This window comes from Enterobacter cloacae complex sp. HYC080_NIDB (assembly GCF_056673325.1).
The window spans coordinates 644,831-658,760 of the sequence record NZ_CP114212.1; the positions used below are offsets into that span (position 1 = coordinate 644,831).

At 54.3% G+C, this 13,930-nt stretch carries 16 protein-coding genes; 4 read left to right on the top strand and 12 right to left on the bottom strand.

Annotated elements, in window-relative coordinates; genetic code table 11:
- Positions 1-191 precede the first annotated feature (191 nt).
- Positions 192-1,523 carry an SLC5/6 family protein gene (locus tag O1723_RS03075; RefSeq protein WP_014885337.1) on the top strand — a complete coding sequence of 444 codons (1,332 nt, stop codon included), beginning with the start codon at positions 192-194 and terminating at the stop codon, positions 1,521-1,523.
- A 20-nt stretch (positions 1,524-1,543) separates the two neighbouring features.
- The gene (locus tag O1723_RS03080; protein ID WP_014885336.1) at positions 1,544-2,845 is read left to right on the top strand and encodes an L-cysteine desulfidase family protein; all 1,302 of its coding nucleotides are present in this window, start codon (positions 1,544-1,546) and stop codon (positions 2,843-2,845) included.
- Between the two features lie 39 nt (positions 2,846-2,884).
- Here O1723_RS03080 and O1723_RS03085 read toward each other — a convergent pair whose 3' ends face one another.
- Positions 2,885-3,586, bottom strand: a complete 702-nt coding sequence (locus O1723_RS03085) for a pirin family protein (protein ID WP_014885335.1) — start codon at positions 3,584-3,586, stop codon at positions 2,885-2,887.
- Between the two features lie 104 nt (positions 3,587-3,690).
- Between O1723_RS03085 and O1723_RS03090 the strand changes: the two genes are divergently transcribed.
- Entirely contained in the window at positions 3,691-4,593 is a 903-nt protein-coding gene (locus O1723_RS03090) for a LysR family transcriptional regulator (RefSeq protein WP_014885334.1), read from the top strand.
- A 41-nt stretch (positions 4,594-4,634) separates the two neighbouring features.
- Here the strand turns inward: O1723_RS03090 and O1723_RS03095 are convergent, their stop codons facing one another.
- The 11 genes from O1723_RS03095 to O1723_RS03145 form a co-directional block, all read right to left on the bottom strand.
- The gene (locus O1723_RS03095; protein ID WP_014885333.1) at positions 4,635-5,000 is read right to left on the bottom strand and encodes a DUF805 domain-containing protein; all 366 of its coding nucleotides are present in this window, start codon (positions 4,998-5,000) and stop codon (positions 4,635-4,637) included.
- A 107-nt stretch (positions 5,001-5,107) separates the two neighbouring features.
- Entirely contained in the window at positions 5,108-6,094 is a 987-nt protein-coding gene (locus O1723_RS03100; protein WP_023337837.1) for a glutathione S-transferase family protein, read from the bottom strand.
- A gap of 71 nt (positions 6,095-6,165) precedes the next feature.
- Positions 6,166-6,558 carry a DoxX family protein gene (locus O1723_RS03105; protein ID WP_014885331.1) on the bottom strand — a complete coding sequence of 131 codons (393 nt, stop codon included), beginning with the start codon at positions 6,556-6,558 and terminating at the stop codon, positions 6,166-6,168.
- Between the two features lie 280 nt (positions 6,559-6,838).
- Positions 6,839-7,135, bottom strand: a complete 297-nt coding sequence (locus tag O1723_RS03110; protein ID WP_014885330.1) for a YqjK-like family protein — start codon at positions 7,133-7,135, stop codon at positions 6,839-6,841.
- Positions 7,132-7,530: a phage holin family protein gene (locus tag O1723_RS03115; protein ID WP_014885329.1), complete on the bottom strand. Its 399-nt coding sequence runs from the start codon at positions 7,528-7,530 to the stop codon at positions 7,132-7,134. The genes O1723_RS03110 and O1723_RS03115 overlap by 4 nt, the downstream gene beginning before the upstream one ends.
- Position 7,531: 1 nt before the next feature.
- Positions 7,532-7,837, bottom strand: coding sequence for an ElaB/YgaM/YqjD family protein (locus O1723_RS03120; protein WP_008503141.1), 306 nt, complete (start codon positions 7,835-7,837; stop codon positions 7,532-7,534).
- Positions 7,838-7,866: 29 nt separating this feature from the next.
- Positions 7,867-8,235 carry a DUF1090 domain-containing protein gene (locus tag O1723_RS03125; protein ID WP_032645308.1) on the bottom strand — a complete coding sequence of 123 codons (369 nt, stop codon included), beginning with the start codon at positions 8,233-8,235 and terminating at the stop codon, positions 7,867-7,869.
- Positions 8,236-8,378: 143 nt separating this feature from the next.
- A complete protein-coding gene (gene mzrA, locus O1723_RS03130) occupies positions 8,379-8,762 on the bottom strand; it encodes an EnvZ/OmpR regulon moderator MzrA (RefSeq protein ID WP_014885327.1) in 384 nt (127 codons plus the stop codon).
- Between the two features lie 2 nt (positions 8,763-8,764).
- Positions 8,765-9,427 carry a DedA family general envelope maintenance protein YqjA gene (gene yqjA, locus O1723_RS03135; RefSeq protein WP_014885326.1) on the bottom strand — a complete coding sequence of 221 codons (663 nt, stop codon included), beginning with the start codon at positions 9,425-9,427 and terminating at the stop codon, positions 8,765-8,767.
- Between the two features lie 343 nt (positions 9,428-9,770).
- Positions 9,771-10,547 (bottom strand): transcriptional regulator ExuR, encoded by a 777-nt coding sequence (gene exuR / locus O1723_RS03140; protein WP_479983857.1) that lies wholly within the window; start codon positions 10,545-10,547, stop codon positions 9,771-9,773.
- Between the two features lie 181 nt (positions 10,548-10,728).
- A complete protein-coding gene (locus O1723_RS03145; RefSeq protein WP_479983858.1) occupies positions 10,729-12,027 on the bottom strand; it encodes an MFS transporter in 1,299 nt (432 codons plus the stop codon).
- A 474-nt stretch (positions 12,028-12,501) separates the two neighbouring features.
- Here O1723_RS03145 and uxaC point away from each other — a divergent pair, with 474 nt between their 5' ends.
- The gene (gene uxaC, locus O1723_RS03150) at positions 12,502-13,914 is read left to right on the top strand and encodes a glucuronate isomerase (RefSeq protein ID WP_248191314.1); all 1,413 of its coding nucleotides are present in this window, start codon (positions 12,502-12,504) and stop codon (positions 13,912-13,914) included.
- Positions 13,915-13,930 lie beyond the last annotated feature (16 nt).

Here is a 13,930-nt window from a genome sequence, read left to right on the forward strand (position 1 = left end):
AAAGAATTAAAAAAAGAAATTTTTCCTCCAGTCTTTGAAAATCCCCATAAAACTTGTGACTTTTTTCTCCCTCGCTCCGGATATGATCTTCCCACATCAATAACACACACCTGCATTCTCTGACTCGCAATCGCTGGCGATCGGAATCTAATAAAAACAACTGTTTACCCTACAAAATAAGCGAGTACCCAATGGATACGGCAACAAACAGCAGTGTGATTGTGAATGATTCCCCTGCGGCAAGGCGGGCGGGAATGAGTGAAAGCGAGTGGCGAGAAGCGATTAAATTCGACAGCACCGACACGGGGTGGGTCATCATGAGTATCGGGATGGCCATTGGCGCGGGGATTGTTTTTCTCCCTGTGCAGGTTGGATTAATGGGATTGTGGGTCTTTTTGCTCTCGTCGATTATTGGTTATCCGGCCATGTATCTGTTCCAGCGTTTGTTTATTAATACGCTGGCGGAGTCTCCGGAATGCAAAGACTACCCAAGCGTAATTAGCGGTTACTTAGGTAAAAACTGGGGCATCCTATTAGGTGCGCTCTATTTCGTGATGCTGGTGATCTGGATGTTTGTTTATTCCACTGCCATCACCAACGACAGCGCATCGTATTTGCATACTTTCGGTGTGACCGACGGGTTGCTGTCTGACAATCCGTTCTACGGTTTATTCCTGATCTGCATTCTGGTCGCCATTTCTTCACGCGGTGAAAAGCTGCTGTTTAAGGTCTCCAGCCTGATGGTGCTGACCAAACTATTCGTGGTTGCCGCGCTGGGGCTGTCGATGATTGGCCTCTGGCATTTAGCCAATGTGGGCATGCTGCCACCGGTGGGTCTGCTGATTAAAAACGCCATTATTACGTTGCCCTTTACCTTAACCTCCATTCTGTTTATTCAGACTTTAAGCCCGATGGTTATCTCGTACCGCTCACGGGAAAAGTCCGTTGAAGTGGCGCGACACAAAGCATTGCGGGCAATGAATATCGCTTTTGGCGTACTGTTTGTGACGGTCTTCTTTTACGCTGTCTCTTTCACCCTGGCAATGGGACACGACGAAGCGGTCAAAGCCTACGAGCAGAATATCTCTGCCCTGGCGATCGCGGCGCAATTTATCAGCGGCGACGGTGCGGGCTGGGTCAAAATCGTCAGCGTAATTCTCAATATCTTTGCCGTGATGACGGCATTCTTCGGCGTCTATCTGGGCTTTCGTGAGGCCACGCAGGGGATCGTGATGAACGTCCTACGCCGCAAAATGCCAACAGAGAAAATCAATGAAAGCACCGTCCAGCGCGGCATCATGTTATTCGCCATTCTGCTGGCCTGGAGCGCGATTGTCTTAAACGCGCCGGTATTGAGCTTCACCTCCATTTGTAGCCCTATCTTCGGCATGGTGGGCTGCCTGATCCCTGCATGGCTGGTCTATAAAGTGCCAGCACTGCATAAATATAAAGGCGTGTCGCTGGTGATTATTGTTATCACCGGGCTGCTGCTTTGTGTTTCTCCTTTCCTCGCATTCTCCTGAGGGTAATTAAGGTCGTAACGATGTCTGAGCAAACTCATCCTTTATGGAATCAATTTATTCGCGTGGTGCAGGAAGAAGTTAAACCTGCACTGGGGTGCACCGAACCCGTTTCTCTGGCGCTGGCTTGTGCAATTGCCGCAGAGCACCTGTCAGGCGACGTAACACAGATTGAGGCGTGGGTATCGCCGAACCTGATGAAGAACGGGCTGGGCGTAACGGTGCCGGGTACCGGCATGGTCGGGTTGCCGATTGCGGCGGCGCTGGGCGCCATCGGTGGTAATGCGCAGGCGGGGCTGGAGGTACTGAAAGATGCCAGCGCGGATGCGCTGGTACGGGCTAAAGCGCTGCTGAATGCCGGTCAGGTGCAGGTGAAACTTCAGGAACCGTGCGAAGAGATTCTCTATTCACGAGCCTGTGTATACGCCGGTGATGCCTCGGCGATGGTGACTATCGCGGGCGGGCATACCCGTGTGGTGGAGGTGGTGTGTCAGGGCGAAACGCGCTTCAGGCTGGACGATCAACAGGCAGAGGCAGGGAGTGACCCCCTGGCGGTGCTGTCAACCACGACGCTTTCGCAGATCCTGGAGTTTGTCGAGCAGGTCCCGTTCGATGCGATCCGGTTTATCCTTGATGCCGGGCGTTTGAACGATGCGCTCTCACGTGAAGGGCTCAGCGGGCAATGGGGGTTGCACATTGGTGCGACGCTCGATAAACAGCGCACCCGCGGATGGATGGCACAGGATCTGGGTTCAGATATTGTTATCCGCACCAGCGCGGCCTCGGATGCCCGCATGGGCGGTGCGACACTGCCAGCGATGAGTAATTCCGGGTCAGGAAACCAGGGGATCACCGCGACTATGCCGGTTGTTGTTGTGGCTGAACACGTTCAGGCTGACGACGAGCGGCTGGCGCGGGCGCTGATGCTTTCACATCTGTCGGCCATTTATATCCACTACCAGCTTCCGCGCTTGTCCGCATTGTGTGCAGCAACGACGGCGGCAATGGGCGCAGCGGCAGGTATGGCGTGGCTGATGGACGGAAGCTACAAGACGGTTGCGATGGCAATCGGCAGTATGATCGGGGATGTCAGTGGGATGATCTGTGATGGCGCCTCCAATAGCTGCGCGATGAAAGTCTCCACCAGCGTCAACAGTGCCTGGAAAGCAGTCATGATGGCGCTGGACGATTCTGCCGTAACGGGCAATGAGGGGATTGTGGCGCACGATGTGGAACAGTCTATTTCCAACCTGTGCGCACTGGCGTGCCGCTCGATGCAGGCAACGGATCGGCAGATTATCGAGATTATGGCGAGTAAGGTGTAAAGAATACCCCTCTCCCGTTTGGGAGAGGGGTAAGGTTAATTACACCGGTAAATCAATCAGTAGCGCCCGCAATGCCGTATCGGCCTCCAGGGTAATATTCGCTTCATCACGAATAAACGCCCCGTCACCACAGGTGAGCGCCTCTTTCTCTTCCGTATGCGTTACCGCATGCACCGTACCGTGGATGGACTGTAAATACGCACGCGGTCCATGAAGCTGGAAGCTCGCCTGCTCACCTTTCTTCAGTTCGATATGATGCAGCCATACCTGCTGACGCAGCTGCAGGCTGCCTTTGCTGCCATCAGGCGACGCAATCAGCTGCTGCTTATCGCCCGTTAAATCTACCTTTTGTACCAGCGGGTTTTCCCGCTCAGGGCAGGCGTCCAGCCACAACTGCATACGGGTCAGCGTTTTATCTTTGCTGAGGTTATGCTCGCTGTAACTGATGCCCGGCTGTGTGGAAATTAACAACGCTTCGCCAGCCTTTGCCTGGACATGATTGCCCTCGCTATCGCGGTATTCTGCCTCGCCTTCCAGGATCAGGTTCAGGATATCGACTTTCGGGTACGTACGCGGCTGGAAGGACGCGCCAGGGGCGAGCACTTCCTGGTTCAACACGCGTAATGAAGCGTAACCGAGGAGTTTAGGGTCAAAGTAGTGTCCAAAAGAAAAGGTGTAGCGGGCCTGCAGCCAGCCGAAATCGGCTTGTCCGCACTGTTTAGCTGTTCTTGTCGTAATCATAAACTTGACCTCTCTTTACACTAAAACAATGGTAAAGGTATGGACGCTGCATTGTTAGCCAGATATTCTGCCCGGTATGTTCAAATTTCCTGAATGAGAACGAGATGGCTAAAGAGAGAGCATTGACGCTTGAGGCGCTTCGCGTCATGGACGCGATTGACCGGCGCGGCAGTTTTGCGGCAGCCGCTGATGAACTGGGGCGCGTTCCGTCGGCGCTGAGTTACACCATGCAGAAGCTGGAAGAGGAGCTGGACGTGGTGCTGTTTGACCGCTCCGGTCATCGAACAAAATTCACCAACGTGGGCCGAATGCTGCTGGAGCGCGGTCGCGTGTTGCTGGAAGCGGCGGATAAGTTAACGACCGATGCCGAAGCGCTGGCGCGCGGTTGGGAAACCCATCTGACGTTAGTGACCGAAGCGCTGGTGCCTACTGAAGCGCTGTTCCCGCTGGTTGACCGTCTGGCTGATAAAGCGAACACGCAGCTGTCGATCATTACCGAAGTGCTGGCAGGCGCGTGGGAGCGCCTGGAGACGGGCAGGGCGGATATCGTTATTGCGCCGGATATGCACTTCCGCTCGTCGTCGGAAATCAACTCGCGCAAGCTCTACAGCGTGATGAACGTTTACGTTGCCGCACCCAATCACCCGATTCACCAGGAGCCAGAGCCGCTCTCTGAGGTGACGCGCGTGAAGTATCGCGGCGTGGCGGTCGCTGATACCGCGCGTGAACGTCCGGTACTGACGGTGCAGCTGCTGGATAAACAGCCTCGTCTGACGGTCACTTCACTGGAAGACAAACGACAGGCGCTGCTGGCCGGGCTTGGCGTGGCAACCATGCCGTATCCGTTTGTGGAAAAAGATATTGCGGAAGGGCGTCTGCGCGTTGTGAGCCCGGAGTACACCAGCGAAGTGGACATTATTATGGCCTGGCGCCGCGACAGCATGGGCGAAGCCAAATCGTGGTGCCTGCGCGAAATACCCAAACTCTTTGCGCACCACAACAAATAAGCGTGTAGGCCCGGTAAGCGTAAGCGCCACCGGGCAATAATTTACGCAGCGATCTTAGGATCCGGACCAAAGCGGTTTTCGCCCGGCGTACCGGACTGGCAGTTGAAGATCAAAATCACAATCCATCCCACGATCGGGATCAGCAGCAGCAACAGCCACCACGCCGAACGATCGGTATCGTGGAGGCGTCGAAACTGCACGGCCCAGGAAGGCAACAGAATAAATAAGCCGTAAATTGAGGTGAGAACGCCTTCCCCGCTCGCCCACTCCCAGCCCAGAATTTTATCCACGATGCTTAGCACCAGCGCGAAGATGAAGTTCACCAGAATGAACATCCAGTACTCTTTGCGGCGGGCGCGGCCACCAAATCCAATATAGTTGCGCAGTACGTTTAAATACCAGTCCATTTTTCCTTGCCTCAATAATCGGTCAATCACTTGTTTTTTAAGCGATCGAGATAAGGATAGATGGAGATTGTGAATTAAAAAAGGGCATCTGGTGATGCCCTTGATATTTATCCAAAACGCACGTCGCGACCGTGCGGCTCATCCAGATCCTGCCACGGGCCGATGGAGATAATGCCCGTCGGATTAATGGTCTTGTGGCTGCGGAAATAGTGGGTGCGGATATGGTCGAAGTCGACCGTTTCGGCTATGCCCGGCATCTGGTAGATGTCGCGCAGGAAACCATACAGGTTCAGATAGTCACTGATACGATGCTTGTCACACTTAAAGTGAGTGACATAGACCGGATCAAAGCGCACCAGCGTGGTCCACAGACGAATATCGGCTTCCGTCAGGCGGTCGCCTGTCAGATAGCGATGCTGGCCGAGGATCTGCTCCAGACGCTCCAGCGATTCAAACACTTTCCCGACCGCGTCGTCATAGGCTTTCTGGCTGGTCGCAAACCCGGCTTTATAGACACCGTTGTTGACGTTGTCGTAGATCCAGCTGTTCAGCTCGTCAATTTTATCGCGCAGCTCAACCGGGTAGTAGTCCCCGGCGCGGGCGCCGTGTGCATCAAACGCGGTATTGAACATGCGGATGATTTCCGCAGATTCGTTGCTGACAATCGTCTGGTTTTTCTTGTCCCACAGTACCGGGACAGTAACGCGTCCGGTGTAGTGCGGATCGGCGCGCAAATAAAGCTGGTAGAGGAAATCGTGGTGGTAAAGATCGTCGCCGGTCGCGGCGGGGAAATCACTGTCAAACGTCCAGCCGTTTTCCAGCATCAGCGGGTTGACCACCGAAACCGGAATGAGGTATTCAAGGTCTTTAAGTTTGCGCACAATCAGCGTGCGGTGTGCCCACGGGCAGGCCAGAGAAACATAAAGATGATAACGATCTTTCTCGGCCGCGAAGCCGCCTTCACCGCTCGGGCCAGGTGCGCCATCGGCGGTCAGCCAGTTACGGAAGGCCGAAACAGAGCGCTTAAAGCGTCCTCCGGTGGATTTTGTGTCATACCAGACATCCTGCCAGACGCCGTCTACGAGTTGTCCCATTTTTTCTCCTCCGTCAGATAGCAAAAGCGAGGAGAGGTCTCCTCGCTTTGTGTTTATTCAGTATAGCGTGCTTACCACTTCTTATTCAGAAGGCGGTCGATGCTGTATGCGCCCGGGCCAGTGACTGCCAGCAGCAGGAAGCCACCCGCGATGGTCAGGTTTTTCATGAACATCAGAGAGTTCACGCCTTCCGCAAAGTTGCTGTGGAAGATGAACGCTGTCAGCACGGTGAAGCCCGCGGTAAACAGCGCGGTGGTACGGGTCAGGAAACCGAACAGAACCGCCAGGCCGCCGCCGAACTCAAGCAGAATGGTCAGAGGCAGCAGGAACCCCGGCACGCCCATGGCTTCCATGTACTGCTGGGTACCCGCATAACCGGTGATTTTTCCCCAACCCGCTACGATAAACAGGATTGGCATCAGAATACGCGCTACCAGTACACCAACATCTTCTAATTTTTTCATTTTACTCTCCAGGAAACCACATCAGCGGCTGAACTTTATTTGTGTGCAATTCCGGGTAGATACCGCGGATATGCTGTCGATGGAGAGGATAATAAACGGGGCGGGTGACAATTGTTAGCAAGGAAAACTGTCAATCTTCTTCAAAGATATTGAGTAAAAACAGGTACGCGCTGGTGCCCTCACCCCAACTCTCTCCCACGGGGAGAGGGCGCAAAAACAAAAAACGGTAACCTGAGTTACCGTTTTGCTTTTACCTCGAAGCCGCCACCCGGCGAGAAGGCTACCTCAACTGCTGCTGACGCAACGTCGCTTTCACCAAACGCCAGGCGCTCCAGGCACCAAAACCGCGGCGTGCCCAGCGGATGAGCATATTTGGATGACGAACCGTCCAGATAGCCATGACGCTACTGCCGACCAGCGCCCATGAACGCAGGCTCAGAAAGGTATTCCAGCCACGGTCAAACCGCCGCGTCGCGTCAATCCAGTCGCGACGGCTGGCAGAAAGATCCAGCCGTTGCTGCTGGATCTGACTTAACAGGTAGGCTTTGCGCTTCTGACGTTCGGCTTTATCGCTCACGGCTTGTCATCCTCCAGCAGGGCGCGATCGTTAGCCAGCTCCTGACGCGTATGGCGCAGGAAAGTCGACTTGCGTGCTTTGCGCAGCGTCCAGATGCCGCCAATCAACGCGGCGACCAGCAAAACGACGGTGGTGGCAATCATCGCGTTGAGTCGATACTGCGGATCAATGGCCCAGATGATTAACACCATCAGGCTCATCAGACCAAATGCGGCGAAGAGCATGGTCAGGCCGAGCATCAGCAGCATCTGGAAGAGATTTGCTTTCTCCTCTTCCAGCTCGACCACTGCAAGCCGGACGCGCGTTTCGGCAATCCCGACCAGCGTGGTTAAAATACGCTGGCCGATGCCGAGGACGTTGTTAGCAGGCCCTTGTGCGTGACGAGGATCTTCCATATCAACGACGCGTCAGAAGAACACCCAGTACCACACCGACGGCGGCACCAATACCTACCCCCGTCCATGGATTATCGCGCACATATTCGTCCGCGCGAGCCGCCGCTTCACGGGTCTGTTTTGCCAGTGCATCACCGGTTTCACCCAGGCGGTAGCGGCTCTCTTTCAGCGCCTGCTCCGCTTTGCTACGCAGCTTGCTCACTTCTTCTTTCGACTTGTCGGCGGAAGAGTTCAACACCTCTTCAAGGGTATCGGCCAGGGATTTCAGTTCAGCGCGCAGATGTTCAGACGTCGTATCTTTTGACATGATTCTCTCCTGTTGAGATTTCCGTTAACTCAATAATCGCGAGCTTCCAGCGCTTTCAGGTCGTCCTGCGCTTCTTTCAACTTCTTCTCGCGCTTAGCAATTTTTTCCGCATCCCCTTTCTCTTTCGCTTCCTGCAGGTCTTGACGGCGCTCGGCTATCTCGTCCTTCTGTTCAGCGATTTTTTTCTGATGATCGGCACGTAGCTTGCTGTCTGTACAGTTTGCTTTCACTTCGTTCAGCGCTTTTTTAAGACCATCAACACGGTGCTGATTGTTATGCTTTTCGGCATAACCGATCTCACGCTGAATATCCTGTTCTTTCTCCTGACAGAGAGAGTTGGCGAAGGTCGCTGTGCTTAAAGAAAAAAGGGCCAGAGCCAGAGTCATGCGGAATTTCATTATCGAAACCTTCCATTGTGTTGCGGCGTAAGCCGCTTTCCAGAATGATGCGGAGTACATTCGAGGGGTGCTCCGCGTACTTAAGCATAGTAAGTAAACGGGGGATTCACCAAAGTGAGTGAAAAGATTCGGAATCCTGGTAATTATCCAAACCGATGCGACGTATCGCGAATCAATGACAGCCACGCCGCTGGCTGGTTGTCATCTTCCTGCTGGGCAATGATATACCCACGCGGCAGCGTACGGTCAAGAACCGCTTTCGCCGCGGCGCTTTGCGTGCGGGAGTCAAACTTGATCAGTAGCACATCGTCTTTCGGCGTAATGCTTTTAAAGCGGATCCCGTTCGCGTCCAGATGATGCCAGACAGAGAAACCGTCGGGCACGCTGGCGCCCTGATTAACCGGACGAATGGCCAGCGTAGATTCCTCATGTGAAAGCGCGCTCCAGGCCAGCAGAAGGGCGCAGAGGAACATCAGTACAATGAATGCACAGGCAGAACGGCGCAGGGCGAGGGGAGAGATAACCATCGTTAACCTCGCGCTCCGTACTTTTTCTTCCACAGAACGACCAGCGAGCCAATCAGGCCGAAGACCAGCAGAACCACTGGAAGCAGCATCAGACAAGACATCAGCTGATCTTCGTATTTCATGAAGACCGGTGTTTTACCCAGCGCATAGCCCAGCGTCGTCAGGATCAGCACCCACAGCAGGCCGCTCATCCAGTTAAAGAACTGGAAGCGCGTGCTGCTCAACCCGGACAGCCCGGCAATGGTGGGCAGCAGGGTGCGCACAAAGGCAATAAAGCGGCCCATCAGCAGTGCGGAAAGCCCGTGCTTATGGAAAAGGTGATGCGCCCGCTGGTGGTAATGCGCCGGCAGATGAGAAAGCCAGTTCTGTACGATCCGGGTATTGCCCAGCCACCTTCCCTGGATATAACTTACCCAGCAGCCGAGGCTGGCCGCGATGGTCAGTAATAAAACGGTTTGCGGGAATGCCATTGCCCCTTTGGCACACAGCACACCGACAAGCACAAGCAAACTGTCACCCGGTAAGAAGGCCGCAGGCAGCAAACCATTCTCCAGGAACAGGATCATAAATAAGACAAAATAGAGCATGCCAATCATGGAAGGGTTGGCCAGCGTTTCAAAATCCTGCGCCCAGAGGGCTTGCAGTAGTTGAGTCAAAAGTTCCATTCAGTGTTCCTGGAAATCGGTTAACGTCACGCCTGTTAGCCGGGACAAACAGTACGGCGACATTGTTGTGATTTCATTATGGTCGCTCGCGGACACATTGCGGTGTGGCCAACACTGTTCCCTGTTAATTGGCTGGTTAGCAAGCACTAACTTACAAAATAACGAAGTGAATCCAATTGTAACAAAGCCCAACGTTCTGCGTCACAGAATTTGCAGGGTGAGGTGATTTTGGCGTAAGCCCTGGAAGTGAGCGAGGGGATTTACAAAGGCTGACACTATATATGTTTTGCTTACCCACTTAAGCCGGAAGGCGCAGCGAAGCGCCTGTCAGCAGAAAGGTCATCTATTTTGCGGCACTGGGTGCCGTATCAAGATGAACCACTGGATTATCAGCAAAAAGATAGCGGTCTGCGTTAAATTCGAAGTCGTCGCTGGTTTCATTGAACAGCATCTGCTCGGTATTTTCCAGATGTTGCCACATCGCCAGTTTTGCCGCGTGAGGATCTTTACGAATCAGCGCCTTAAGGATTTGATCATGATCGTCACACCAGTTGTCGACGGTGCGGGAATCGATATGATCGTGCAGTTTTTTCCAGTAAGGGTTGTGAACGCGCTGAGTCCACATTTTCTCAACGATTGCCCCCAGCGCCGTATTCTGGGTTGCCAGCGCAACCTGGACGTGAAACTGCAGGTCCCACTCAGAATCCCGGAAACATTTTTCTTTGCGGGCGTTCTCCTGAATTTCCATTAACTTCATGATGTCCTGCTTGGTCACCTGCGTCGCGGCAAATTCGGCAATATTGCTTTCGATTAACTGGCGAGCCTGGAGCAGCTCAAACGGACCATAGCTGGCGAATTCCAGACTTTCATCCGTTACCGGAGAGTGTTTAGGCTGATTGGAAATCACATGAATACCGGAGCCTTTGCGGACCTCAACATAGCCTTCCACTTCCAGCATGATAATGGCTTCACGCACGACGGTACGGCTCACGCTTTTTTCATCGGCAATGAAACGCTCGGCGGGAAGTTTATCACCGACAAGATAGACGCCTTGCTCGATGCGATCTTTCAGCTCCGCAGCAAGTTGTTGATATAAACGACGTGGTTCGGTGATGTCCATATGCGCTCCAGGCAGGGTACGGCAGATGATTTGTTATACCACTTCTGCGTGCCACTCTCCAGATTTTGACATGAAAAAAGCCGCTACGGAGCGGCCTTTAATGCCCGGCGGCGCTTCGCTTGCACGGGCCTACGGGTTTTGTAGGCCGGGTAAGGCGAAGCCGCCACCCGGCACAGCGATGCTAACTCTGCGTGGCCGGTTTCCCGAGCGTCTCTTTCTGCAGTTCCTCGGCGGATTTGTTTTTCAGTACCGTCCAGATCACTACCGCACCCATCAGGTCGAAGACGGCCAGCACGGCGAACAGCGGGCTAAAGCCGATGGTGTCTGCCAGGGCACCCACTACCAGCGCAAACAGCGTACTTGCAGTCCATGCCGCCATCCCGGTCAGGCCGTTAGCGGTGGCGACTTCATTACGGCCGAAGACGTCAGACGAGAGCGTAATCAGCGCGCCGGAAAGTGACTGGTGAGCAAAACCGCCAACGCACAGCAGCGCGATAGCCACGTAAGGGCTGGTGAACAGGCCAATCATCCCCGGTCCAATCATCAGCAGCGCGCCCATGGTCACGACCATTTTACGGGAGACAATCAGGTTCACACCAAACCAGCGCTGGAACAGCGGAGGCAGGTAGCCACCCACGATACAGCCCAGATCGGCGAACAGCATCGGCATCCAGGCGAACATCGCGATCTCTTTCAGGTTAAAGCCGTAGACCTTAAACATGAACAGCGGGATCCACGCGTTGAACGTCCCCCAGGCAGGCTCAGCGAGGAAGCGCGGCAGGGCAATACCCCAGAACTGACGGGTGCCCAGGATCTGCCAGACGGACAGTTTCTTGCCGTTGTTGACCTGATGCTGCGCTTCCTGACCGCCAATAATGTATTCGCGTTCTTCTTCGGAGAGTTTTTTCTGGTCGCGCGGATGCTTGTAGAAAATCAGCCACGCCATTGCCCATGCGAAGCTCAGCACGCCTGAGATAATGAACGCCAGCTGCCAGCTGTGCATCACGATAGCCCACACCACCAGCGGCGGTGCAATCATCGCGCCAATCGACGACCCCACGTTGAAGTATCCGACAGCAATGGAACGCTCTTTCGCCGGGAACCATTCGGAGCTGGCTTTCAGCCCTGCCGGGATCATTGCCGCTTCGGCGGCACCTACTGCACCACGCGCCAGCGCGAGCCCGCCCCAGCTGCCTGCCAGCGCCGTTGCGCCACAGAAAATGGCCCAGGTGACGGCGAAGAAGGCATAGCCGATTTTGGTGCCTAAAATATCCAGAACATAGCCAGCAACCGGCTGCATAATGGTATAAGCCACGGAGTAGGCCGCAATGATGTAGGAATATTGCTGGGTTGAAATGTGCAGCTCTTCCATTAGCGTAGGCGCCGCCGCCGCTATGGTGTTACGCGTCAGGTAGCCCAGCACGGTACCCAGCGTCACCAGTGCGATCATATACCAACGTAACCCTTTAATTTTACGCATCTAAAACCTCATCGTTATGTTATTTCCGTGCCAGAGCACGGCAACCTCTCAACCGTTTCCGGGAGCAGCTGTGTAACGGGAGGGGCGTAGCCGGAAGGTGTTTCCGGAACGGCCCGAACTTTGCCATCAGTAAGCGTCTTTCAGTCGGTATCCGTACCGTTAAATCCGATGTTTCACACCGGCAATGCATTCCGTCGGCTTATGGTTTGCGACGGCGAAAAGATAACTTGTCATACAACTTTAAAAGGTGAGTGACATCACAAATGTATGATTATTTGTGTGGGCATTCTGCTTTGCGGATGAAGCCAGTACTGGCGCGGGGTGGAGAAGAGTTTACGTCATTCAGGGGGATTTATTTGTTGGCGTTTATTGATCTTACTCACGAAAAAAACGTCTGCCGATGGAAATTGGTGTGATAACTTTGCAGCATATGAACATACGCTTTCTGACGCTCCCGTAATGAGGATGACGATAATGACGCCGTTTATGACTGACGATTTTCTGCTAGATACCGAATTTGCTCGCCGTCTGTACCATGACTATGCCAAAGACCAGCCGATTTTCGACTACCACTGCCACTTGCCGCCGCAGCAGGTTGCCGAAAATTACCGTTTCAAAAACCTGTATGACATCTGGCTGAAGGGTGACCACTATAAATGGCGTGCGATGCGCACCAACGGTGTGGCTGAGCGCCTGTGTACCGGCGACGCCAGCGACCGCGAGAAGTTTGACGCCTGGGCCGCGACGGTTCCACACACGATCGGCAACCCGCTCTTTCACTGGACCCATCTGGAACTGCGCCGTCCGTTTGGCATCACCGGAAAACTGCTTTCACCTGCCACTGCGGATGAAATCTGGGACCAGTGCAACGAACTGCTGGCGCAGGATAACTTCTCCGCACGCGGTATCATGAAGCAGATGAACGTGAAGATGGTGGGTACCACCGACGATCCCATTGACTCCCTGGAACATCACGCTGTCGTGGCGAAAGATACCTCTTTCGATATTAAAGTGTTGCCAAGCTGGCGCCCGGACAAAGCTTTCAACATCGAACAGGCCACCTTCAACGATTACATGGCGAAGCTGGCCGAGGTGTCCGATACCGATATCCGCCGTTTCGCCGATCTGCAAACCGCGCTGACCAAACGTCTGGATCACTTTGCGGCACATGGCTGTAAAGTCTCTGACCATGCGCTGGACGTGGTGCTGTTTGCGGACGCCAGCGAAGCCGAGCTGGACAGCATTCTGGCGCGTCGTCTCTCGGATGAAACGCTTAACGAGCACGACGTGGCGCAGTTTAAAACGGCGGTGCTGGTGTTCCTCGGTGCGGAATACGCCCGTCGCGGCTGGGTACAGCAGTACCACATCGGCGCGCTGCGCAACAACAACCAGCGTCAGTTCAAACTGCTCGGTGCTGACGTGGGCTTTGACTCCATCAACGATCGCCCGCTGGCGGAAGAGTTATCTAAACTGCTGAGCAAACAGAACGAACAAAACCTGCTGCCCAAAACCATCCTGTACTGCCTGAACCCGCGCGATAACGAAGTGCTGGGCACCATGATTGGCAACTTCCAGGGCGAAGGGATGCCGGGCAAGATGCAGTTCGGTTCCGGCTGGTGGTTCAACGACCAGAAAGATGGCATGGAGCGTCAGATGACGCAGCTGGCACAGCTTGGCCTGCTGAGCCGCTTTGTCGGCATGCTGACTGACAGCCGCAGCTTCCTGTCCTATACGCGCCATGAATATTTCCGCCGCATTTTGTGCCAGATGATTGGCCGTTGGGTTCACGCAGGCGAAGCGCCAGCCGATATCCAGCTGCTGGGCGACATGGTGAAAAACATCTGCTTTAACAATGCGCGTGACTACTTCGCCATTGAACTGAACTAAGGCCGTCTGAGGTTGA